The organism is Mesorhizobium kamtschaticum (assembly GCF_056174585.1).
In genome coordinates this window covers 721,326-744,807 of the sequence record NZ_CM149691.1, presented here as the reverse complement: position 1 = coordinate 744,807, position 23,482 = coordinate 721,326, and the positions used below count along the sequence as shown (strand labels likewise).

Genomic DNA, 23,482 nt, shown 5'->3' with positions numbered 1-23,482 from the left:
CTGTTCAGTTGGCGTCGGGAAACGACAAAAGTGGGGAAGAGACCGAATGGCTGACCAACTGGCAACGGATATCATCGAAAAGATCAAGGCCCATGCCGAGCCGGGCGGTGAAGAAATCACCACCACCACCGAATTGACGTCGCTTGGCATCCATTCGCTCGAGCTGACGGAGATCATCTTCGACCTCGAGGAGCAATATGGCATCGAGATCGAGATGAACACGGTTGATGCCTGGAGCAATCTGAAGAATGTCGGCGACATGGTCGAGGCCGTTCGCGCGCTGATCGCGAAAAAAGCCTGACCGAATGCTGAAACGCGTCGTCATCACCGGCCTTGGCGGGCTATGCGGGCTCGGCACCAATGTACCGGCAATCTGGGTGAGATGCGCGCTGGCCGTTCGGCCATAGGCCCGATCGAAAATCATTCCTTGCACGATCTGAAGGTCAGGACCGGCTGCGAGATCAAGGTGCTGCCCGATCACGGCATAGAGCGCAAGCAGCTGGTGTCGATGGACCGCTTCAGCCTGCTGGCGGTGATCGCGGCGCGCGAAGCCTTGCAGCAGTCCGGATTGGCCGCGCATGCAGACAACACCTATCGCATGGGAACCATTGTCGGCGTCGGCGTCTGCGGCTTCGAGACGGTCGAAGAGAATTATCGCGCCATACTGGTAGAGGGCAAGAATCGCGCCGGCATCTTCACCGTGCCCCGGGTCATGCCGGGCGCCGCCGCCGGCCAGGTCAGCATGCACCTTGGCCTGCGTGGGCCGGTGTTCGGCGTTACTTCGGCCTGCTCGTCGGCCAACCACGCCATCGCCTCGGCTGTCGACCAGATCAGGCTCGGCCGCGCCGATGTCATGGTGGCCGGCGGCACCGATGCGCCGCTGGTCTGGGGTGTGCTCAAGGGCTGGGAGGCATTGCGCGTGCTGTCGCCCGACACCTGCCGGCCTTTCTCGGCCGACCGCCAGGGCCTGGTGCTCGGCGAAGGCGCCGGCATGGCGGTTCTGGAAAGCTACGATCACGCCATGGCGCGTGGCGCCACCATCCTCGCCGAAATCGCCGGTGCCGGCCTCTCGGCCGATGCCTCCGACATCGTCGCCCCGACCATTGAGGGACCGGAAGCCGCCATGCGCTTCTGCCTCGCCGATGCCGGCCTCAATCCCGAGGACATCGACTATCTCAACGCCCACGGCACCGGCACCAAGGCCAACGACCAGATCGAGACCACCGCGATCAAGCGCGTCTTTGGCGAGCATGCGCGCGCGCTGTCGATCTCCTCGACCAAGTCGATGCATGCCCATTGCCTGGGCGCGTCGGGCGGACTGGAGATGATCGCCTGCGTCATGGCGATCCGCGAAGGCCTCGTGCCGCCGACAGCGAATTACCGCGAACCCGATCCCGATTGCGATCTCGACGTGACGCCCAATGTCGCGCGCGAGCGCAAGGTGCGCGCCGCGATCAGCAACGGTTTCGCCTTCGGCGGCACCAACGCTGTGCTGGCGTTCAAGGCCATCTAATCCCGGGCGGTCATCACTGCCCCGGGCGGTTGCCACCTGTCCGGCGAACGGTCGCACCATCCCGCCGCGTTCGAGTTGATTGACGGTCCGTGCATGGCGAAACTGGCGCCGCCATATTGATCCTGCCTGGCCGAGCGCCTAATTCTTGGCCGACCCGCCAACACCGCGCCGCTCGGCGCAAATCCCCGCTCAGGAGTTTCTCGATGGCCGACCTGTCCGCATTTCCGATCACCGCCCGTTGGCCGGCCAAACATCCCGACCAGATCCAGCTCTATTCGGCAACGACGCCGAACGGCGTGAAGGTATCGATCGCCCTGGAAGAGATCGGCCTGCCCTACGAGCCGCATCTGATCAACATCGGCAAGGATGAAAGCTGGACGCCGGAATTCCTGTCGCTCAATCCCAATGGCAAGATCCCGGCGATCATCGATCCGAACGGTCCGGACGGCAAGCCGATCGGCCTGTTCGAGTCCGGCGCCATCCTGCTCTATCTCGCCGAAAAGACCGGCCTGCTCATCCCGGCGGACGCGGCGCGGCGTTACGAGACGATCCAGTGGGTGTTCTTCCAGATGGCGTCGGTCGGGCCGATGTTCGGCCAGGTCGGCTTCTTCCACAAATTCGCCGGCCGCGAGATCGCCGATAAACGACCGCTGGAGCGCTATCGCGACGAATCGCGGCGGCTGCTCGGTGTGCTTGACCGCAGGCTCAAGGGCCGCAAATGGATCATGGACAATGACTACACCATCGCCGACATCTCGCTGCTCGGCTGGGTGCGCAATTTGATCGGCTTCTATGAAGCGCGCGACCTTGTCGGTTTCGATGATTTCGCCAATGTCGCCGCGTGGCTAGAGCGCGGCCTGACCCGGCCGGCGGTGCAGAAGGGCTTGACCATTCCTGCAAAGGGCTGAAACAGGCCCTTTGCTACTTTGCCTTGGCCTTTGAACCGCCCCTGCCGATCACGGAAGCGGCCAACGAGGCGGCACCGCGCGCGGTTGCGACTACCGCGCCGGCGGCGATATTCGCCGCCGTGCGAACAGCACCGGGCTTGGCCGGCGCCGGTTTGCGCGGGCTGGCGGTCTTGGCGGCCGGCACGACCTTTCTGGGGGCGGCCTTGCCGAAAGCGCCCTTGGCGTCTTTCGAGCGTTCGGCAATCGCCGGGCCAGCACCGGCCTTCGCCTGAGTTGCCTTCGCAGGCCTCGTCTTCGCGGGTTTTTTTGCCTTGGTTGCCATCGGAAAATCCCTTACGCCGAACAAACGGTTTCTCAGGCATAACGGCGTGAAACTCTTAAGGTTCCCGTCAAAAAATACCGAAAATTAAGCGTGTTAACCAATGACCAGGTCGGCGACCCGGCGCCGGGCCAGCACGCGTTCGATATTGGGCATGTCGTTGGAGGCGATCCAGGCGCGCGCATCCTCGTCGGAACGGCCATGGCCGTGCCAGCGCTCCATCAGCCGGCGCTCGAGCTCATTGCGCGGCACCTCGACGAAGATCGAGAAATCGAACAGCGGCGCCAGCCGCGACCACGGCTCCTCGTCGAGCAGCAGGTAATTGCCTTCGACCAGGATGAACTTGGTCTCGGTGCCGACGATGGCGGCGGCGGCGCGCGACAGTTCCATGCTGCGGTCGAAGACGGGAATGGCGATGTCGGGGTCGCCGGCCCGGATGCGTTTCATCACGGTTTCGAAACCGGCAAAGTCGAAGGTCTCCGGCGCGCCCTTGCGCGCCCGCAGGCCGCGCGCGTTGAGCACGATATCGTCATAGTGGAAGCCGTCCATCGGCACGACTTCCACCGCCCCTTCCGGCAAAAGGTCATGCAGGCCGGCCGACAATGTCGACTTTCCCGCCCCCGGCGGCCCGGCAATGGCGACGATGAAGCGCTTTGCCTTGCCGGCGCGCTTGAAGATGGTGGCGGCGAGGTGGGCGATTTCGGACATGGGAGCCTCACTTGCCCTGATGATCGGCATGATGTTCCGCCGCATCTTGGCGGCAGTCGGTGGAAATTTCAAACCCCGCGCTGGCGCATTCCCCGCTCAGGCGGCAACAGGCTGGCCAATGCGCAGGAACGCGCTGTCGAACGGCACGTCCCTGGTGGAGCCGCCGGCCGAGAGCCGCATCTGGCCGTCGGCCGTGGTGATCTCCTGCGGCGGTTGGCCGCCGGACACAGGCATGGCGCCAATGACATGGCGGAACGAAAAGCTGTGGCCTTCGCCGAGCGCAAAGGCAGTCGCCACGCCTTCGCGTTTCAGCCAGTTATCGCCGATCGAGGCGGCATGGCCGACGGCGGCGCGTCCGTCCTCGATGCCGAGCACGCCCAGATGGCGGCCGCTCCACGGCGCATAGTCGCGCCCGCCATTGCTGAACCACAGCATGGTGATCGGCAGCTCGGCCGGGTTTTTCAGCACCAGCACCAGATCGTCTTCGGCCTGGCGCGACAGCGCCGTCCAGCCCGGTCCGCCATGGTCAGCCTCGACCAGGGTGATGAAATCCTCGCGCCGGTCGTCCATGCGGTATTGCGTCAGGTCGAGCGTACCGCCGCCGGCGGCGGGAAAATCCCCGAGGTCCGTCGACCGCGCCGGATAGGCCAGCATGAAGCGGCCGCGCGCGGGATCCGGCTCCAACGGCTCGCCCAGCGTCGCGGCAAACCGCTTGCGCGAAAAGGCCAGCCGGCCGCCGCCTTTCATCACCGTCATCGGGTGATGGGCGACGGAAATCGCGCCGGACCCGCCGGAAAATACATGTTCCTGGTAGAGGAAAGGATGGCCGTCGCGCAGCGCCAGGATCTTGTCGACACTGGCGCCCATGACCTTGTGCCGCAGCCGGAAGACGGCGCGCCAGCCGCCATCCGTCGCGCCGCTCTCGGTGACATCCCAGGCGCTGTTGGCGGTCCAGCCATGCAGCGGCGCCTCCTCGACATCGCTGCGCGAAAACGGCGCGCAGAGGAAATCGCCGGAGAGCCGAACCGTGCCTTGCGGCAGGTCTTGCGGCAGCGTCTCGCCGGCATCGACCCAGGGCGCGCGGTGCAACGGCTTCAGCTGGCGTCCGCCACTCTCGACGACCATGTCGGCGATGTGGCCGACAGTGAGGTCGAGCGAAACCGAAATACCCCGGGCCTTGATCGTGCAGATGGTCATTGCGCTCTCACCGAATCTGAAGGCGCAAACAGAAGCCTTTCGGCGCGGATTGCGCAAGCACCGCGGCCGGCATTTCGCATCACCTACTGCCGCTTGTATTCCCGCACCGGCGATTTTGTCCCGTCGGTGTAGGTGACCTGCACCGACATCGATTTCACGCTGTCGGCGACCTTGAAATAGCCCTTGGCGTCGTAGGGGATGGCGTACGGGTCCTTCTTGTCGCAAGGCGGTATCTCGAGCGATTTGTCGAGCGCGGCGCCATTCAGGCTGTAGCGCACCTCCTTGATGGCGCAGCGGTAGGACAGCATCTGCGTGAAATAGACCAGGCCGTGATTGCCACTGGCGTCGAAAGCGATCCACGACGTCCAGAACTGGTCGAGGATCTGCTTGTTGCCTTGCTGCAGGGCGGCGTCCGGATCGAAACGGATGTCGAACGGGCCGGTCTCGCGGCCCCTGATATCGAGATATTTGATCGCGATCGTGGTCCCCGCCGTGCTGTCGGGCAATTCAAAGCTCGGATTGGCCATCGGCTTGCCGGTGGTCTGGTCGTTCATCGCCAGGAAGCCGGTGTCGGTGAAGGGACCGCTGTTGCCAAGACGCCAGGAGATCGCGGTCGCCGGCTCGGGCAGCGAAATGGTCATCGACCAGCCCTGGTTGGAGCGCATCGGCGTCAGCGAAGGCGCAAAGCGCGCGGGGTCGAGCACGTCGCCAAGCGCTGCCAGCCGGCTGCGGCTGCGGTCCAGCCAGTCGGCCAGCTGCGTCTGGTCGACGAAATATTTGAGCAGCCCGCCATCCCCTTCGTAAGACACGAATTTGGTCAGCGCCTGGGCTTCGTTGCGCTTGTCGGCCAGTGTCTGGCTGCCGAGGCGGTCTTCCGAAAACTCCTGCGCCTTGAGGTAATAGGCCGGCGCGTAGTCGGGATTGGCCGTGATGAAGGCGTTGAGCTTGTCGAGCCGCTGGGCATCGTCGAACTGCAGCAGGTGGACGAGCTTGATCGACGGCGCCTTGGCCTTCTCGGCCAACTGGCCGAACACTTCGCGGGCGCCCGCTTTGCCGTCCTGCACCCGAAGCAGCGTGGCAAAGCGCGTATAGGGGTCGATGGCGTCGACATCGAAGCCGGCGAAGGCGAGGTAGGAGCGCCGCGCATTGAGCATGTCGCCCGACAATTCGTAGACCCGGGCATTGTGGTAGAACTCATCCGGCCGCTTCGGCTCGGCGATCGCCCCGCCCTGCGCGGCGAGCTGGGCAAACCCCTTGGCGATGGTGTCGATCGAGGCGGCGATCTGTTCGGTCGTCGCCTGCAGCTTTTCCGTCTGGGCCTGCTGCTGTTGCTGGCCGGCGGCGAGCGTCTCGGTCGTCTGCTTGACCGCCTCGACGGTCTTTTGCGTCTGCGCCCCCTGCTGCGTCTGCTGCTGCTGGGCGGACGCGATCTGGTCGGTCTTCTGCGCCACCGTGTCGGTCGATTTCTTGACCTCTTCGACGGTTTTTTGCGTCTGCGTGACCGTCTGCTCGATCTTCGCCACTTTTTCGGAGACGATGCCGATCGACTGCTGCAACTGCGCGATCGCCGGCACCAGGCCGGCGATCACCCCGTTCTGCGAATTGGTCTCCTGCTGCACGGCATAGACACCGCCGGCGACGGCCGCCGCACTGGTGGCGAACACCAGCGCCGGCAGCGCCTTGGTCGCCAGCACCAGCCGCAGCACAATGGCAATGGCAATGATGGCCGCCGCGATCGCCGCGACCAGCGCGATATAGGCGGCGAACGGCGCCAGCGGATTGAGCACGTCGCCAACGGCGCCGCTGATGAAAGCGACGCTGCCGGCCCATTTGCCGGTGCGGCTGAGCGATGCCTTGATAAGCGAGGGCGCTGCGCCCCCGGCCCCGATGTCAGTCATGCCACCCCCCAGCCAGCCGATGCCACGTCCCTTCCCAGAGGAAACGCGGTTTTGGCAAGGAAAGATAGGAAACGGGCGTTTTCGGGGCGGCTTTCGCAAGCCAGCGAAGGCTCGACAATCCTGGGTCTGTCAGCCATTAACCAAATGGACGCATCAAGCGCGTTACGTTAGCTTCGCCTCATCTCAGCAACAAGCATCGCCAGAACAGTCCTGCCCTTGTCCAACCTGCGTCCCTTCTCGCTCCTCCAGAGAGTTTTCGTCGCCCTCGGCCTATTGCTGCTGGTCGCCGGCTGCTCGACCACGACCCCGCCGGACTCCGTGCTGACCGTGCCCGCGCCGCCGCAGAAATATGCGGCCATCGTCGTCGACGCCAAGACCGGCAAGCAGATGTTCGAGGTCAACTCGACGGCGCAGCGCTATCCGGCTTCGCTGACCAAGATGATGACGCTCTATTTGCTGTTCGAGGCGATGGAGTCCGGCCGCGTCACCAAGGAAACGCAGATCCCGGTCTCCGACCATGCCGCTTCGCAGCCGCCGACCAAGATGCGCTTCCGGCGCGGCGAGAGCATCGATGTCGATTCCGCCATCCGCGCCATCGTCGTCAAATCGGCCAATGACGTGGCGGTGGCGGTCGGCGAATATCTCGGCGGCTCGGAGGACCAGTTCGCCGCCATGATGACCTCCAAGGCGCGCTCGCTCGGCATGTCCAGCACCACCTTCCGCAACGCATCCGGCCTGCCCGACGACAGCCAGATGACCACGGCGCGCGACATGGCGGTGCTCGGCATGGCGCTGCGCCAGCGCTTCCCCCAGCATTTCCACTATTTCTCCGAAAGCGACTTCATGTTCCGCGGCAGGCTGGTGCGCGGCCACAACGACATGCTCGGCCGCGTGCGTGGCGTCGACGGCATCAAGACCGGCTACATCAGGGCCTCAGGCTTCAACATCGTCACCTCCTACAATGCCGAGGGCCGCCAGCTGATCGTGGTGGTGATGGGCGCCGACTCGGCCCGCCAGCGCAACGACCATGTCGAGGCCCTGATCCAGCGCAGCCTGTCGCCGACGGATGGCACCAAGACCAGGCTGATGTTCGCCGAACAGCAGTAAGAAGCGAACGGCTAGGAGCGGAGCCTCCCCTCGACTTCGTCATCCACGGGCGGAGCAAGGAGCGCAGCGACGCAGCGCAGACCCGAGGATCCATGCCGCGACCTCCGAGCGTTGCCACGGTGCGGAACTCTGCTCCGCTGCACCCTACGATCAACGTCCCGGCATGGATCCTCGGGTCCTTCGCGACGCCGCTTCGCGGCTGCTACGCCCGTGGATGACGATGTTGGGCGCGCCCAGCCCAAAAACAGCCCCCAAAGAACCCACAGCCGGCTATTGTTACCCGACTGTCACGCAATCGTCCGGAAGCCATGGCATAGGCTGCGAAAACCGACGGTGGCTATGCCCCGCCACCTCGGCGTATCCTCATATACAGCGCCACAGCAGGAGCCCGCACCATGAGCACTGTCCCCAAGACGCCAGAGCAGAAGGCGGCGGCCAATGAGAATGACAGCGGCGGCGAATATTTCGAGGCGCCGACCACTGAAGAAGACCTGCACGAGGTTTCGGACGAGCATTTCGACACCCCCGAAGTGCCGGACTCCGAACCATCAGGCCCCGGCGCATCGCGGATAAAGCCCAGGAAAAAACCGTCGGCGATCTCGGGCCGCAAATTCCGCAAGCGCGACCTCGTGCGCATCGACACGCTGCGCCCAAGCCTCGCCGATCGCATTCACGCCGACCACCCGGACCTGCCCAGGGGCGCCCGCATCAGCCGCGAGGAGCTCGGCCGCTACCGCATGCGCTACATGGAGGAGCTGCTGCAGCAGGAGCACGGCGAATTCTCCGAGCTCGACCGCCAGGTGGTGGAATCGATCGCCAGGCAGGACACGATTTCGGAAAACTCGGAAGAAGAGTTCGAGGAGCACCGCACCTTCCCCGACCGCGTCTCCGACAACATGGCCGCCTTCGGCGGCAGCTGGTGGTTCCTGATCTCGTTTGCCAGCGTGCTGCTGGTCTGGATCGGCATCAACCTGTTCGAGGGTTTGAATGGCGCCTTCGACCCCTATCCCTTCATCCTGCTCAACCTCCTGCTCTCCTGCATCGCCGCCATCCAGGCGCCGATCATCATGATGAGCCAGAAGCGCCAGGAGGTGAAAGACCGCCTGCGCTCCTTCAACGAATACCGCGTCAACCTCAAGGCCGAGCTCGAAGTGCGCCACCTGCACGAAAAACTAGACTACCTCATCTCCCGCCAATGGACGCGTCTGGCCGAGATGCAGCAGATGCAGCTGGATGCGATGAACGAGCTGGCGGGTGCGAAGAAGGTGAAGCGGGCGGTGCGCGGGGTGAGGAGAAGGACGGTTAAGGGGGAGGCGGGGCAGTAGACGCCCGAGGGCAGGGAGTCCGCAAAGGACCGGATGCGATCATGACAGCGAACTCGCGATCGGTTGCCCGGTGACGGCAATTATGCTATAAATTTGCCCATGGTGCTGATTTGCGCCAGCGACCCGCCGCCGAGGCGGGTTTTTCGTTTCAGGCGCCATCCTTCCGTGCGCCTTGGCTTCTCTAGTCTTCGAGAGGGGCTTGATCAAGGGACGCCCATGGCATCAGGATCCCGAAAGCACGTTAATCTCAGTTCGCGGCCCTGCGGCCCGCCAATTGCCCGTTGAAGCCCGCGCCAGCTTCCGCTAAGAAGCCGTGACTTGCCGGTTCGCCGGCTGGTTCGTTTTCCGGAACACCGGGAAGCACCCGTAGCTCAGCTGGATAGAGCGCTGCCCTCCGAAGGCAGAGGTCACAGGTTCGAATCCTGTCGGGTGCGCCAGTTCTTTCAAACAAGCGGCTTCACGCAAACGTGCAACCCTTGCAACAGCCTGGCCGACAATTTCCCCGCCTCTGGCCCGCCCATCCATCATTGCCAACAATCCACCCGCCCCCTATCTCCACCCATCAATCCTGATGAGGCTCGCACCCACTCGGCCATAGCCTCATCGACAGCAGAAGAGGGCGCTACCCAGTCCCGTCGGAGTATGTCCCAGTGTCCATCGCAGCCGCCGCAGCGTCCGCCAACGCCGTTCCCGCCAATCCGCGTTCGCGCGTCATCCTGGCGAGCCTGATCGGCACCACCATCGAATTCTACGATTTCTATGTCTACGCCACGGCGGCGGTGCTGGTGTTCCCGCATCTGTTCTTCCCGGCGGGCAACGAGACGACAGCGCTGCTCGCCTCCTTTGCCGTGTTCGGCGCGGCGATGATCGCGCGGCCGCTTGGCGCCATCTTCTTTGGCCATCTCGGCGACAGGCGCGGCCGCAAGATCACGCTGGTCGGCGCGCTGCTCACCATGGGTGTCGCGACGTTCCTGATCGGCCTCTTGCCGACCTATCCCGTGGCCGGCTGGTTTGCGCCAGCGCTGCTGGTCCTGCTGCGGCTGGCGCAGGGCTTCGCGCTCGGCGGCGAATGGAGCGGGGCGGCCCTGGTGGCGACGGAGAATGCGCCCAGGGAAAGCGCGCGATCTATGGCACGTTTCCGCAGCTTGGCGCGCCTATCGGCTTCATCATTGCCAACGGGCTGTTCCTGATCATTGCCGCGGCATTGCCGTCCGACGATCCGTCGCGGCCTTCGCTCGCCTTCCTGGCGTGGGGATGGCGCATCCCGTTCCTGTTTTCGATCGTCATGGTCGCCATCGGCCTATGGGTGCGCCTCAGCCTGGTTGAAAGTGCTGCCTTCGAAAACGCGGTCCGCAAAGGCGAGGTCAAGAAGGTGCCGCTGGCGGCAGCGGTGAAGACGCACTGGCGGCAGCTGATCCTCGGCACATTCTACATGCTGGCGACCTACGTGCTGTTCTACCTGATGACGACCTTCTCGCTCAGCTATGGCCGGGCTGCGCCCACAGGCGCGGTTCCGGGCCTCGGCTACGACTACACGACCTTCGTGCTGATGATGATCATCGGCGTGGTGTTCTTCGGCATCTTCACCCTGGTTTCCGGCCCGTGGGCGGAGCGTTGGGGGCGGCGCAAGACACTGATCGCGATCACGCTCGGCATCATTGTCTTCGGCTTGCTCTGGGTTCCCATACTGGCGGTCGGCACCGTCGGTGTCATGGCCTGGCTCATCATCGGCTTCACCCTCATGGGCATGACCTTCGGGCCGATGGGCGCCCTGCTGCCGGAACTGTTTCCGGCCAGCGTCCGCTATACGGGTTCGGGCATCGCCTACAACGTCTCCTCGATCCTTGGCGCCGCGGTCGCGCCGTTCATAGCGGTGGCGCTGTGGCGCGTCGGCGGCGGCAGCCCGTTCTGGGTCGGCGTCTATCTCTCGGCGATGGCCGTGCTGACGCTGATCGCGCTGCTGATCGGGCAGGAGACCAGGGATATCGACATCGATAAATAGCTCTGCCCGGGTCCCGTGCCGACCGCGTGTTCAGCATCGCGGCCAGCCGCTAACGCTCACCGCTTGCGCACGAACTCCGTGCGAAGGACGAGGCCCTTGATCGCCTCATGCCGGCAATCGATTTCATCCGGATTGTCGGTGAGCCGGATCGACTTGATCAGGGTCCCCTGCTTCAGCGTCTGACTGGCGCCTTTCACCTTGAGGTCCTTGATCAGGATCACCGAATCACCGTCGGCAAGAACATTGCCGGCGGCATCGCGTGGCACAATGCGCCCTGCCTCGGCGGAGGCAGCGATCTCCGAGGCCGGACGCCATTCACCGGTGGCCTCATCGTAGATGTAGTCTTCGTTTTCGTCGGCCATGATCGCCTCTGTCGCTCGAGTTGGACACCTTCCGACCCGATGCGGCGGTCTGGCGCGAGCCATCTATATCAGGCGCGGCCTATTCTCAACCGCGGCTCCCGGGTCCATGCCGGCAACCGCGGACCGCAGGGGGCGCCGATGAGCACGCCGAGATAGACGGTCGCCTCTCAACCCGTCAGCCTCCTGCCACGGCGCGCACGCTCTCCCGCTCCACCAATGGGCATTCCAGCTTGGTGATGGGATAGCGCCCCTGCCCGGGCGCCGCCGGCGCCTCGAGCTGCTCGATCGCCCATTGGCCCATCGCCATGTGCGGCAGGATCGAGGTCGTCAGCGGCGGAAACAGATGTCGGGCGATTTCCTCGTCGTCGTAGCCGACCACGGAAATGTCCTGGGGGATGTGCAGGCCGGCTTCCTTCAGCGCTTCGTAGCAGCCGATCGCGGTGCGGTCGTTCTGGCAGAAGATCGCGGTCGGGCGGTCCTTCAGCGCCAACAGCTTCACCGTCGCGGCATAGCCCGCACTGGCCGACCAGTCGCCCTCGACCACCAGCTCCGGGTCGAACGGAATGTCGGCGGTGGCAAGCGCGCGGCGGTAGCCCTTCAGCCGGTCCTGTGCCGCCTGCATCCACGGCTCGCCGGTGATGGTGGCGATGCGGCGGTGGCCGTGGCTGATCAGATGCCGGGTCGAGCTCTGGCCGCCGGCGATCTCGGAAGGCACCACGGCCGGGAAGGCATAGTCGGCCGTGTAGCAGTTGAGCAGGATCACCGGAATGTCGAGGCTGTAGAGGAAATCGGGCGCCGTGATCTCGCGCGTGAAGATGGTCATGTAGATCAGCGCCGAAATGCCCCGCCTGGTCAGCGCCTGGATGGCGCGCGGCTCCATCACGGCGTCGCCCATGGTCTGCGCCACCAGAAGCACATTGCCGGCATTCCACGAAGCCTGGCGTGCGCCTTCGATGGCGACCACCGCCTCCGGGCTGGTCGCCAGCTGGTCGACGGCGAAGCCGATCACCCCGTCAAGCCCATCAAAGGCGGCAACAGGCTTGCGCAGTGCCGAGAAAGCGGGCGCGCTGTAGCCCAGCGCTCTTGCGGCCTCGATCACCCGTTCGCGGGTCTGCTGCGACAGCCGGATGCCGGGCGAATTGTTGAGCACGAAGGAAACCGTTGCCTGCGAACAGCCGGCGGCCCTGGCGATGTCGGTCATGGTGACCCGCCCTTTGGGCTTTGCCGGCGCCTTGCGGCGCTTCGCGGCCTCGATGGCCGGATCCCTGGTCTCGCTCATTGCATTCGTGTCCCCAATCCCAAGCCTGTCTAGCGGCAGCCTGCCGGGCCGACAAGATGGCGCGGCGGCGTCGATTTATAGAAAACCTCGCCGCATTTATATCTATTAGTATGTTGTTGATCCATCGATCATGCGGCTCCGGGTATTCAGAAAGGCAGGAATAGCAAGGCTTGGACTGCCGCGCTGGCAAGGCAGGCCATCGTTGGCAGGTCGGTCGGGATGCCGCACCGATGTGTCCAGGCACGGGCGAGAACTAATACTGTTTACTAATACAAGGATGCGCTGTAACGTCAATCCGTCGCGTCCGGCCCGATGGGTCCCGGGTGCGGCGGGAGTACTCGTGAATAGTCCGATGGCGAGCGGATATTGCCTCCGCGAGCCTTGTAGCAGATATGTGATATGTCAGACAAATCGGACTATTTACGAATGAGGGATGAGTCTCTAAAGTCCGTGATCGTGGCTGGACGACGCCATTCTTTCAGTGCCGGGAACCCCTGAGGAGGAGGGGCGTCCAAGCTGCAAACGGCAAAACTCAGGTGAGCAAGGCAATTCTAGTGAGTAAGACCGGTCAGCCCGAAGGCTGGACCAAAACGGGAGGTTGAACATGAAGTCCTTGATACGCAATGCATCCGTGGCCGCCGCGGCCCTGGTTGTCGGCCTGACGGCGACGGCCATCGCACGCGCTGACGACAAGCCGACGCTGGCTTTCGTCGTCAACGGCGCTTCCGATTTCTGGAAAGCGGCCGAAGCCGGCGTCAAGAAGGCGCAGGGCGAACTGCCCGACTATACGCTGGAGCTCAAATATCCGGAACAATCCTCGGTCGCCATCCAGCAGCGGCTGATGGACGATCTGGTGACGGCCGGCGTCAAGGGCATCATGGTCTCGGCCGTCGATCCCAAGACCTCGACCGATGGTCTGAACAAGATCGCCTCGGAAACCGCGCTGTTCACCACCGACAGCGACGCCCCGCAGACCAAGCGCGTCGCCTATATCGGCTCGTCCAATGTCGATGCCGGCAAGCAGGCGGCGGAAATCGCCAAGAAGGCGATGCCGAACGGCGGCAAGTGCCTCGGCTTCGTCGGCCTGCTCGGCGCCGACAATGCCAAGGAGCGTATCCAGGGCATGAAGGATGGCCTGGCCGGCACCAAGATCGAGCTCGTCGACGTGCGCGGTGACGACATCGACCAGGCCCGCGCCAAGAAGAATGTCGAGGATGCGCTGGTCGCCAGCCCCGACGTCACCTGCATGGTCGGCTTCTACTCCTACAACACGCCGCGCATCTATGAAGCGCTGCGCGATGCCGGCAAGCTCGGCTCGATCACCGTCGTCGGTTTCGATGATGATCCGATCACGCTGGGCGGCGTCAAGGAAGGCACCATTGCCGCCACCGTCGTGCAGCAACCCTTCGAATGGGCCTATCAGGGCATGAAGCTGATGGCTGCCTATCTCAAGGGCGACAAGTCGGGCATCCCGGCAGGCAACCTCATCATCATCCCGACCAAGATCATCGGCAAGGGTGACGTCGACGCCTACGCCGCCAATCTGAAGGCGATGTCTGGAAACTAAGACCACAGGCAGTTCAGCCGGCTCAGCTCTGCTTGAGCCGGCTGCGCGCATTGACGAACCCTGCTGGGATCGTCAGTCTGCCGGAAGGCCGGCCCGCTAACTGCTGTCAGGCATGATGAACTATTCCGATACATCCATCGCAGCGATGACACCGTTCCTAAGCCTCGAGAACGTGCGCAAGACCTATCCGGGTGTTGTCGCGCTCGATGGTTTTTCGATGGAGGTGAGGCCGGGCGAGGTCATCGGCCTCGTCGGTGAAAACGGCGCCGGCAAGTCGACCTTGATGAAGATCCTTGGCGGCGTCACCACGCCGGACACCGGTACGATCACGGTCGACGGCACTGCCCATAAAGGCCTGAGCGTCGAAGGCAGTCTCGGATCCGGCATCGCCTTCGTTCACCAGGAACTCAATCTGTTCGAGAATCTCGACGTCGCGGCCAACATCTTCTTTGGCCGCGAACCGCTGCGCGCCGGGCCGCTGAAACTCGTCGACCGCACGAAGCTGCGGGAGATGGTGGCGCCGCTGTTGAAGCGCGTCGGTGCCAATTTCTCCGCCGACACGCAAGTCGCCGACCTGTCGCTCGCCCAGCAGCAGATGGTCGAGATCGCCAAGGCGCTGTCGATCAAGGCAAGGCTGGTCATCCTCGACGAGCCGACATCGAGCCTGCCGATCGCCGAGACCGACAAATTGCTCGACGTCATCAAGGCGCTGAAGGCCGACGGCATCAGCGTCATCTTCATCTCGCACCGCCTGCACGAGGTCGAGCGCGTCGCCGACCGTGTCGTCGTGCTGCGCGACGGCATGCTGGCCGGCACGTTGCAAAAGCGCGACATCGGCCACGACCAGATGGTCAAGCTGATGATTGGCCGCATGCTGAAGGAGCGCGAAAAGGCCTCCGAGGCCGCGCGGGCGCCGGGCGCCACGGCACTTGCGGCCAAGGCCATCCGCACTCCCACCTATCCCAGCCGGCCGGTCGACCTCGACGTCAGGCGCGGCGAGATCCTCGGCCTTGCCGGCCTGGTCGGTTCCGGCCGCACCGAACTGGCGCGCGTGTTCTTCGGCATCGACGGCAGCCTTGGCGGCGCGCTCGAGCTCGACGGCAAGCCGCTTGTGCTGGGCTCGGCGGCCGACGCCGTCGCGCATGGCATCTTCCTGGTGCCGGAAGACCGCAAGCTGACCGGCATCCTGCTCGACCTGTCGATCGCGCAGAACATATCGCTGCCCAATCTGCCGGCGCATGCGAAGCGCTCATTGGTCTCCGCGAGCGCCGAAACGGTAACCGCCGAGAAGCAGAAAAAAAATCTCGGCATCAAGGCGCCTTCGGTGCAGACGCGCACCGGTACGCTGTCGGGCGGCAACCAGCAGAAGGTCGTGCTCGGCAAGTGGCTGGCCATGAACCCGAAGGTGATGATCCTCGACGAGCCGACGCGCGGCATCGATATCGGCGCCAAGGCGGAAATCTACGGGCTGATGCGCGCGCTGGCGGACGCGGGCGTCGCCGTGCTGATGATCTCCAGCGACATGGAAGAGGTGATCGGCGTGTCCGACCGCATCGCCGTCATGCATGAGGGCCAGATCTCCGGCATTCTCGACAAGGATCAGTTCAGCCAGGAAAACGTGCTGCTGCTGGCGGTGGGCAAGCAGCCGAAATAGTTTTTGCCGGGGCTCGCGCAAGCGCGGTCCGCTCAGGCAGGCATTGGGGAGACGACGATGAGCAAGAAAGATCTCGGCCTGCTGATCCTGATCCTGGTGGTGGGCGCCATCGTCGCTATCATCAATCCCCGCTTCCTGTTGCCGATCAATCTTGCCAACACCTCGAACCTGATCGGCCTGTTCGGCATCCTGTCGATCGGCCAGGCCTTCGTCATCATCACCGGCGGCATCGAACTGTCGGTCGGCTCGGTGGTGGCGCTGCTGGGCACGCTGTTCATCGACTTCATTGCCGTGCGTGGCATGGGATGGCCTGTTGCCTTCGTGCTCATCCTGGTGCTCGGCGCTATCATCGGTCTGGCGCATGGCTGGCTGATCACGCGGCTCAAATTGCAGCCCTTCGTCGTCACGCTGTGCGGCCTGTTGATCTATCGCGGCGTGGCGCGCTTCTACACCGGCGACGGTACCGCCGGCTTTGCCTTCGGCCAGAATTTTCCGGACCTGGAATTCCTCACCGCCGGCCGCTCCTGGGGCGTGCCGAACAGCTTCATCGCGCTGATCGTCATCGCCATCATCATGTGGGTGGTTCTGCACCGCTCGGTGTTCGGCCGCTATCTCTACGCCATCGGCAAGAACGAGGAGGCGGCGAAATATTCCGGCATCCGCACCGGCCGCATCGTCATGGCCGCCTATGTCATCTGCGGCGTGCTGACGGCGCTGTCGGCGATCTATTTCGCCATGTATACGCGCTCGATCTCACCGGCCAGCCACGGCCAGTTCTACGAGCTCTATGCCATCGCCGCGGCGGTTCTCGGCGGCTTCTCGCTGCGCGGCGGCGAGGGTTCGCTGATCGGCGTCGTGCTGGGCACCGTGCTGCTGCAGGAGCTGCAGAACCTCGTCAATTTGCTCGGCATCCCGTCCTCCCTCAACTTCGCGGTGATGGGCGGCGTCATCCTTATCGGCGTGCTCGTCGACCAGCAATGGGGTGTGTTCCGCGCGCGACGTCTGATGATCGATGCGGCCCGCAAAAACGTGGCGGGTGCGCCAGCGGAATAACGACTTGCCGCGGCGCAATTGCTTGTCCGCGCCTTAAGAATATTATAATAGCATAACCCGAAATAAGTCGGGGGCGGACGGGACATGCGCTGCGATTTGCGAGGCAAGGTAGCGCTGGTCACGGGGGCCGCTGGCGCCATCGGCAGCTCCATCGCCAGACGCTTGTCCGACAATGGCGCCGCGGTTGTCGTTGCCGACATCAACGGCGAGGGTGCAAGCGAAGTAGCGGCCGGGTTGACCGATGCCATGGCCTGCGCCACCGACATCCGTGATCCCGCATCGGTCGACAGCACGGTCGCTGCGATCATGGAACGGCACGGCCGCCTCGACATCCTCATCAACAATGCCGGCGTCAACACGCTGGCGCACCGCGTCACCATTGATGAATTCCCCGCCGAGGAATGGGACCGAATCACCGGCATCGACCTCGACGGCCTCTTCATCATGAGCCGGGCGGCACTTGGCCCCATGCTCGCCGCCGGCAGAGGCGGCCGGATCGTCAACATCGCTTCCGTGGTCGGCCTTGCCGCCATGCGCCTGCAAAGCCCGTTCGTCGCTGCCAAGGCTGGCATCATCCATCTGACCCGGTCGATGGCGATCGAGCTTGGCGCCAAGGGCATCCTGACCAACGCCATCGCACCGGGTTCGGTGATGACGGCGCTGACCGCCAAGCTGTTTTATGGCGAGGACGGCAAGTTCGCCGGCCGCACGCAGGAATTTTTGGCCCATGTGCCGCTCGGCCGCCCGGCTGAGCCGCGGGAGATCGCCGAGGCGGTGCTGTTCCTGGCCTCGCCTGCCGCCAGCTATGTCAATGGCCAGGTCCTGGCTGTCGATGGCGGTTGGACGGCGGGGTACATGATGTGAGTGACGCGATGGAAATCGATCTCAATGGCGCCACGGTGACGCTTGATGGCGACAGCAACCCGGTCGCCGAAGCAGCGATCACGGCGTTACAGGCCAATGGTGGGATTCTTGTCGAGGGCTCCGACGCGCGCGCCGCCGATATCCTACTGATGTCCTGTCCGCTGCGGCCCGGAACAGCGGCGGGGGATCCGAGATTGCTCTACGCCGATGCGCGCAAGATGGCGGTCGCCATGACAGAGCGCGGCAGCGGGCGCGTCATCTTCCTGCTGTCGGCGACCGCCGGCATGCCGATGCGCCGCCATCCGCGCTTTTCCATGGAGAACGCCTCGATCCTCGCCGGCATGCGCACGCTGGCCATGGAGTTCGGGCCAAGAGTGCTGGTCAACGCCGTCGGCGTCGGGGCGGTCGAGGATGAGACCGTGGTGTCAGGCGACAAGGCCATGCTCAGCCACACACCGGTTGGCCGCGCCGGCAGCATCGAGGAAGCGGTTGCAGCCGTGCTGTTCTTCTGCGATCCACTCAACACCTACACGACGGGCCAGATGCTGGGCGTCGACGGTGGATGGACGGCAGGCTATGGGCGCAATTTCTGAATTGGTGAACATCCGATCGGGAACACTCGAAGTCGGGCTGGTGCCACAAATCGGCGGCTCCGTGAGTTCGCTGCGCTGGCGCGGCATCGATCTCATGCGCCGGCTCTCGGATGGTGATCGCGAGGCCGGCAATGTGCTTGGCGTCGCCATGTTCCCGATGACGCCCTATGCCAACCGCATCGCCGGAAACGCCTTCGATTTCGGGGCAAAAAGCTGGCAGGTCATGCCCAACAATCCGCCCGAAAAGTTCAACGTGCATGGCAGCGGCTGGCAACACGCCTGGACCGTCACCGAGGCCGGAACCGCCAACGCCACGCTGTCGCTGGACATTGCTGCCGGAGCCGACCCCTATTCCTACCGCGCGACCCAGACTTTCACGGTCTCCGATGGGGGCCTGCGCGTGACCATGACACTGACCAACGCGGGGCCGGTCGCCATGCCGTTCGGCTTCGGCTTGCATCCCTGGTTCGATCGCGACCCCGACGTGACATTGCAGTTCAGGGCCAGGCGCTTCTACCTTGAAGAGCCCGATGGCATTGCGGGCGATCCGATCACCTTGTCGCCCGAACTCGACTTTGCCGAGCACCGGCTCTTGCCGGGCGGTTGGCGCAACAATGACTATGGCGGCTGGGGCGGTGAAGCGACGCTCCGCTATCCGGCACGCGGCGCGGGACTGCGCATCAAGGGTGATGCGGTTTTCAAGCACCTGATGCTCTACGCCGATCCGACCAAGCCATTTTTCTGCGTCGAGCCGCAGACCAACGCCTCGGGTGCGTTCAACCGAGGCCGATGGGACGATCCGGAAGAAGGCGTGATCGTGCTCGCCCAAGGGGAAAGTGCTGTCGGCAACGTCTCATTCACGCCCTTCGCGCTCGGGGCGTGATGCCAAACAGAGGTTCGATTTCAAAACCGGCGTCAGCTGGAAAAAATCACAGACTCCAGATGGCCGGCGACAGCCGCCATCGGTGGCGAAAGTGGTTTCAATGCGAGCAGGGCAAGATCCAGACGAGGGAGAGACGGAAACCCTTCGGAAGAACCTAACCGTCGCATCCTGGCCGGGATAGTATCCTCTGCCAGAATTGCCGCGCCTAGACCGGCAAGGACGGCTGCTTGCACCGCCGCGAGACCTTGACCGGTGAATGCAATTTGCCAGGCCCGTCCGCTTGCGGTCAGGGCCTCGGTGGCCTGGGAACGATAAAGACAACCGTGCGGGAACACTGCCAGAGGAACCACGTCGGCGGACGAGTCGAATTCGGGCGAAGCGACCCACACCGCGTCTTCAGGCCGTGCAGCCAGCGCCGGGCTCCCACGCGGTTGCTTGACCAGCGCAAGGTCGAGCTCCCCGTTGGCTTGCAGCCTGTTGAGAACGTCGCCCCACGCGGAGGTAACTTCCAGCCTGATGTCGGGCAAATGCAACCTGCAGGATTCGAGCAACTGCACGAGCAGGCTGCTCGACAGGTCTTCAGTCACCCCCAGACGAACCACGACCTGCCGCTTCTCCTTCGAGACCATCGTGCGCGCTTCGGACGAAATGTCGAGCAGCCGGCGCGCATATGGCACCAGGATTTCTCCTGACGGTGTCAGGGCGACACTGCGTCCCGCACGCTGGCGGAGAATCAGCGGCTGCCCGACCTCTTCCTCAAGGCGCTGTATTTGTTGGCTGATGGTGGATTGCGTCCGCGCCAGCCGATCGGCCGCCCGTGTGAAGCCGTCCGCTTCAACCACGGTCAGGAACACTTTCAGCAGGTCGAGATCCATTTCAATATCCAAATCTGCGATTAATTTCATGGAAACATTTAATTTTACAATTAAACGGCGACCGCCACAATGGCTTCAACAGACACAAAGGAGCGATCAATGGCACAGACGAAACGCAAACTCATTTGGCTCGGCGGCAATCCTGGAGATGGCTGGTACGAGATGAGCCAGGGGCTCGTGGAGCTGATCAACGAAGCCAACCCCACTCTCAACGTCCAGCTTTTCGCGGGCGGCGGCCGGAGCAATCTTGAGAATATTCAGGCAGGCCGCGCGGATGTCGGGATGAGTATAGATGTCGTTGCCAGTGCCGCGAGAAACGGCGGTGAACCGTTTACGAGCCCAATGGATCGGTTGAACGTGCTAGGGACAGGCTGGTCGCCGCTTCCATACAATCTGCTGAAAGGGGCCAAGGGCCCCGCGGACCTGTCGGAAGCTCTCCGCATCGATGGATTGCGCTTTGGAGCACCACCCGAGGATACGACAGACGAGCTGGTGTTTCGCCGTGTTCTCGGCTTCTGTGAGACATCCTACAAGGACATCGTGCGACGCGGAGGCAAGATCGTCCTCGACGGGTACGACGCTCTGGTCGACGCCTTGGCGAAAGGGCAGATCGACTACGTCTTTGGTGCGACAACACTGCCGGCTCGAAGCATTGCCCACGCGTCCGCCACCAAGGCACTGCGTCTGTCGGCGCTCTCCGGCAAGGTGATCTCGCATCTGTCGCGCGAGTGGGGACACGGAAGCGGGGTCATTCCCAAAAGCACCTATCCCGGCCTGTGCGATGGCGATATCGCGACATCGTTCGTCCAGACAGTGCTTGTCGCATCCTCGGATGCGCCGGAGAGCGACATACATGCGATTACCAGGACCCTGCTCGAACATCGCAAAAAACTGCCGAGGATTCACCCAAGCCTCGCGGCGCTCAATCCGCGGACGGCCTGGAGGAATGTTCCGGCGCCGATGCATCCAGGCGCCTCGCGGGCATTCCAGGAACTCGGCTTCATGAGTTGAGGAGGCCCGGCTGAAGCAGTCGGGTGCCGTGGTCTTGCCCTAGAGCAGCCGCGCCAGCAGACCACCATCCACTTGCATGGCGCTGCCGGTGACGAAGGACGAGGCATCCGAGATCAGGAAGCCGATTGCGGTGGCGATCTCGGAGGGGTTGGCGATGCGCGCGATGCGGTTGGCCTCGAAGGACAGGCCCAGTGCTTCGGCACCGCCGGCCGCTTCCAGCCCGTCCAGCGTCATTCTCGTGGCAACGGAGCCGACCAGCACGGCGTTGACGCGGATGCGGTCGACGGCATAGTCGAGCGCCATCTGGCGCGACAGGCCGACGACGGCTGCCTTGGTCGCGGCATAGGCGGGCACGCCGGGTACCGTTGCGTCGGCATGCACGGAGGCGATGTTGACGACCGAGCCGCCGCCGGCCGCGCGCAGCAGCGGCAAGGTCGCGCGGCAGACGCGGAAGATGGCCGTCAGATTGACGGCGATCGCCCTGTCCCACTCCGCGTCGGAAACGTCCTCAAGCCGCTTGCCGGTCGGATAGATGCCGGCGCAGTTGACGACGGCGTCGAGCCCTCCGAACCGTGTATTGGCTGCCGATACGGCAGCCTGGACGTCGTCTTCACGGGTGAGGTCGCTCTCGCGGAAGATCAACCGGCTTTCGGCGTGGCGGCTGGCAAGTGCCCTCCCATCATCGCCATCCAGCCCTGCGCCGAAAACCTTGGCACCCTCTGCAGCTAGGTATTCCGCCGTCGCCTGTCCAATGCCGGTTGCAGCTCCCGTGACAAAAATACGTTTGCCGGCGAACATCATGACGAAACCTGTGCAGCCATGGCATGGCGCTCGGCCTGCGCCGCCGTCACCGACCGCAAGACACGATCCTCGCCACCCTCGCCTCGGCCGAATTCGTCGACGATGCGGCCGTCGGCAACGACGAGGCAGCGGTCGCAAAGGCCGATCAGTTCCTCGATCTCGGAAGCCACGATGAGCAAGCCCACACCCTTCTCGGCAAGTTCGACGACAAGCCGGTAGATTTCGTGCCGGGTTGCCGCATCGACGCCCTTGGTCGGCTCGTCGAGCAGCAGCACTTTCGGCGCCCGCATCAGCACGCGAGCAAACAGCAGCTTCTGCTGGTTGCCGCCCGACAGATGGGTGACCGAAGCCTGCGGCGACGACGCCTTGACGTTGAGCGCGCTCATGGCGGCGAGGATGGAACTGCGCTCCAGCCCGCCACGCACCATGCCGTGCCGCGACAAGGGAGCGAGATTGCCGATGGTGATGTTGGCGCCGACCGGCAGGTTGAACAGCAGGCCGTCACGCTTGCGGTCCTCGGTCAGCAGCGCAATGCCGGCCGCGCGGGCGTCGCTCGGCGATCTGATCGATACGGTCCGGCCAGTGACTCGGATTTCGCCATCGGCGGGAACGCGGCCATAGATCCCGTGCAGGATTTCGCTGCGGCCGGAGCCCAGCAGTCCGGCCAGCCCAACGATCTCGCCTGACGCTACGGAGAGGTTGATATCCCTGGCGCCATGGACGGCGCCGCTATGGCGGGCGACCGTGAGGTGGCGAACGTCCAGCGCGGTCGGCGCGCCGACGGGTGCTGCATGTTCGGGAAACAGTCGCTGCAGTCTTTGCCCCGACATCGAGAAGATGAAGGTCTCGGCGTCGAAGTCCTCTCTTGCGATCCGCACCGCCACTTGCCCGTCGCGCAGCACGGTGGCGCGGTCGCAGATGGCCAGCACCTCGGGCAGGCGGTGGGTGATGTAGATCATCGCCACGCCTTGCGCCTTCAGGCGGCGCAGCACGCGGAACAGCGCGTCGACCTCGGTGCCGGAAAGCGAAGCGGTCGGCTCGTCCAGCATCAGCACGCGCGGTTTCATGACAATGGCGCGGGCAATCATCACCAGATGGCGCTGCGCCGAGGTCAGCGACGCGACATAGGCCCTGGGATTGATGTCGATGCCGAGGTCGGCAAAGATTTCGCCAGCACGCAACTCGAGTTTGCGCTGGTGGACCAGCATGCCGTCGCCCAGACCGGTGCGGCCGGCAAAGACGTTCTCGGCGACCGAAAGCTGTTCGAGCACCTCGATTTCCTGCGGCACGTAGCCGACACCGTTCGATCGCGCATCGGCGGGCGAGGCGAAACTGACGGGCCGGCCGTCGAGCTGGATCGTGCCGGTGTAGGAACCGGCCGGATGCACGCCGTTGAGGATCTTGACCAGCGTGGACTTGCCGGCGCCGTTCTGGCCAAGCAGGGCGTGGATTTCGCCGGCAACGACATCGAAATCGACACCGCGCAGTGCCTGCACGCCGCCAAAATTCTTGGCGATGGCGGTGGCCGAAAACAGCTGCGCTTGGGTGGTCGACACGGCGGTC

At 64.1% G+C, this 23,482-nt stretch carries 20 protein-coding genes, 1 tRNA gene and 2 pseudogenes; 14 read left to right on the top strand and 9 right to left on the bottom strand.

Features of this window, described 5'->3' with window-relative positions; genetic code table 11:
• Positions 1-46 precede the first annotated feature (46 nt).
• The 3 genes and pseudogenes from AC0V7N_RS03485 (at position 47) to AC0V7N_RS03475 (ending at position 2,421) form a co-directional block, all read left to right on the top strand.
• Positions 47-301 carry an acyl carrier protein gene (locus AC0V7N_RS03485; protein WP_095484608.1) on the top strand — a complete coding sequence of 85 codons (255 nt, stop codon included), beginning with the start codon at positions 47-49 and terminating at the stop codon, positions 299-301.
• Between the two features lie 4 nt (positions 302-305).
• Positions 306-1,513, top strand: a pseudogene (locus AC0V7N_RS03480) (beta-ketoacyl-[acyl-carrier-protein] synthase family protein).
• Positions 1,514-1,716: 203 nt separating this feature from the next.
• Positions 1,717-2,421, top strand: coding sequence for a glutathione S-transferase family protein (locus AC0V7N_RS03475; protein WP_475454729.1), 705 nt, complete (start codon positions 1,717-1,719; stop codon positions 2,419-2,421).
• Positions 2,422-2,434: 13 nt separating this feature from the next.
• On the opposite strand, the gene AC0V7N_RS03470 is transcribed toward AC0V7N_RS03475, so the two are convergent.
• The 4 genes from AC0V7N_RS03470 to AC0V7N_RS03455 form a co-directional block, all read right to left on the bottom strand.
• A complete protein-coding gene (locus tag AC0V7N_RS03470; protein ID WP_475454727.1) occupies positions 2,435-2,743 on the bottom strand; it encodes a hypothetical protein in 309 nt (102 codons plus the stop codon).
• 93 nt (positions 2,744-2,836) lie between these two features.
• Complete coding sequence (locus tag AC0V7N_RS03465) at positions 2,837-3,448, bottom strand: nucleoside triphosphate hydrolase (protein ID WP_475454725.1); 612 nt, start codon at positions 3,446-3,448, stop codon at positions 2,837-2,839.
• Between the two features lie 96 nt (positions 3,449-3,544).
• Entirely contained in the window at positions 3,545-4,645 is a 1,101-nt protein-coding gene (locus AC0V7N_RS03460) for a hypothetical protein (RefSeq protein ID WP_475454723.1), read from the bottom strand.
• An 83-nt stretch (positions 4,646-4,728) separates the two neighbouring features.
• The gene (locus AC0V7N_RS03455; RefSeq protein WP_475454721.1) at positions 4,729-6,543 is read right to left on the bottom strand and encodes a methyl-accepting chemotaxis protein; all 1,815 of its coding nucleotides are present in this window, start codon (positions 6,541-6,543) and stop codon (positions 4,729-4,731) included.
• Between the two features lie 216 nt (positions 6,544-6,759).
• Here AC0V7N_RS03455 and AC0V7N_RS03450 point away from each other — a divergent pair, with 216 nt between their 5' ends.
• The 4 genes and pseudogenes from AC0V7N_RS03450 (at position 6,760) to AC0V7N_RS03435 (ending at position 10,977) form a co-directional block, all read left to right on the top strand.
• Positions 6,760-7,650 carry a D-alanyl-D-alanine carboxypeptidase family protein gene (locus tag AC0V7N_RS03450; protein WP_475454719.1) on the top strand — a complete coding sequence of 297 codons (891 nt, stop codon included), beginning with the start codon at positions 6,760-6,762 and terminating at the stop codon, positions 7,648-7,650.
• 395 nt (positions 7,651-8,045) lie between these two features.
• Positions 8,046-8,975 (top strand): DUF1003 domain-containing protein, encoded by a 930-nt coding sequence (locus AC0V7N_RS03445; RefSeq protein WP_475454717.1) that lies wholly within the window; start codon positions 8,046-8,048, stop codon positions 8,973-8,975.
• A gap of 360 nt (positions 8,976-9,335) precedes the next feature.
• Positions 9,336-9,412: transfer RNA gene (locus AC0V7N_RS03440), tRNA-Arg, on the top strand.
• Between the two features lie 213 nt (positions 9,413-9,625).
• Positions 9,626-10,977, top strand: a pseudogene (locus AC0V7N_RS03435) (MFS transporter).
• Positions 10,978-11,033: 56 nt separating this feature from the next.
• On the opposite strand, the gene AC0V7N_RS03430 reads toward AC0V7N_RS03435, so the two are convergent.
• On the bottom strand, positions 11,034-11,339 hold the full coding sequence (locus AC0V7N_RS03430; RefSeq protein WP_475454713.1) for a zinc ribbon domain-containing protein YjdM: 306 nt from the start codon (positions 11,337-11,339) through the stop codon (positions 11,034-11,036).
• A 175-nt stretch (positions 11,340-11,514) separates the two neighbouring features.
• A complete protein-coding gene (locus AC0V7N_RS03425; protein ID WP_475454711.1) occupies positions 11,515-12,618 on the bottom strand; it encodes a LacI family DNA-binding transcriptional regulator in 1,104 nt (367 codons plus the stop codon).
• 604 nt (positions 12,619-13,222) lie between these two features.
• Between AC0V7N_RS03425 and AC0V7N_RS03420 the strand changes: the two genes are divergently transcribed.
• From AC0V7N_RS03420 to AC0V7N_RS03395, 6 genes are all read left to right on the top strand, one after another.
• Entirely contained in the window at positions 13,223-14,185 is a 963-nt protein-coding gene (locus tag AC0V7N_RS03420) for a sugar-binding protein (RefSeq protein WP_475454709.1), read from the top strand.
• 115 nt (positions 14,186-14,300) lie between these two features.
• A complete protein-coding gene (locus AC0V7N_RS03415; protein WP_475460189.1) occupies positions 14,301-15,839 on the top strand; it encodes a sugar ABC transporter ATP-binding protein in 1,539 nt (512 codons plus the stop codon).
• A gap of 57 nt (positions 15,840-15,896) precedes the next feature.
• Positions 15,897-16,892, top strand: a complete 996-nt coding sequence (locus AC0V7N_RS03410; protein ID WP_475454707.1) for an ABC transporter permease — start codon at positions 15,897-15,899, stop codon at positions 16,890-16,892.
• 84 nt (positions 16,893-16,976) lie between these two features.
• On the top strand, positions 16,977-17,756 hold the full coding sequence (locus AC0V7N_RS03405; RefSeq protein WP_496627706.1) for a glucose 1-dehydrogenase: 780 nt from the start codon (positions 16,977-16,979) through the stop codon (positions 17,754-17,756).
• A gap of 8 nt (positions 17,757-17,764) precedes the next feature.
• Complete coding sequence (locus AC0V7N_RS03400) at positions 17,765-18,349, top strand: SDR family oxidoreductase (RefSeq protein WP_475454703.1); 585 nt, start codon at positions 17,765-17,767, stop codon at positions 18,347-18,349.
• On the top strand, positions 18,333-19,232 hold the full coding sequence (locus AC0V7N_RS03395; protein WP_475454701.1) for an aldose 1-epimerase: 900 nt from the start codon (positions 18,333-18,335) through the stop codon (positions 19,230-19,232). The genes AC0V7N_RS03400 and AC0V7N_RS03395 overlap by 17 nt, the downstream gene beginning before the upstream one ends.
• Before the next feature lie 32 nt (positions 19,233-19,264).
• Here AC0V7N_RS03395 and AC0V7N_RS03390 read toward each other — a convergent pair whose 3' ends face one another.
• Positions 19,265-20,137 carry a LysR family transcriptional regulator gene (locus AC0V7N_RS03390; protein ID WP_475454699.1) on the bottom strand — a complete coding sequence of 291 codons (873 nt, stop codon included), beginning with the start codon at positions 20,135-20,137 and terminating at the stop codon, positions 19,265-19,267.
• Positions 20,138-20,206: 69 nt separating this feature from the next.
• Here AC0V7N_RS03390 and AC0V7N_RS03385 point away from each other — a divergent pair, with 69 nt between their 5' ends.
• Positions 20,207-21,118 (top strand): TAXI family TRAP transporter solute-binding subunit, encoded by a 912-nt coding sequence (locus tag AC0V7N_RS03385; protein ID WP_475454698.1) that lies wholly within the window; start codon positions 20,207-20,209, stop codon positions 21,116-21,118.
• Positions 21,119-21,157: 39 nt separating this feature from the next.
• Here the strand turns inward: AC0V7N_RS03385 and AC0V7N_RS03380 are convergent, their stop codons facing one another.
• Positions 21,158-21,916, bottom strand: a complete 759-nt coding sequence (locus AC0V7N_RS03380; protein WP_475454695.1) for an SDR family NAD(P)-dependent oxidoreductase — start codon at positions 21,914-21,916, stop codon at positions 21,158-21,160.
• Positions 21,916-23,475, bottom strand: a complete 1,560-nt coding sequence (locus AC0V7N_RS03375) for an ATP-binding cassette domain-containing protein (protein ID WP_496627705.1) — start codon at positions 23,473-23,475, stop codon at positions 21,916-21,918. Before AC0V7N_RS03375 ends, AC0V7N_RS03380 begins: the two co-directional genes overlap by 1 nt.
• Positions 23,476-23,482: the final 7 nt, after the last annotated feature.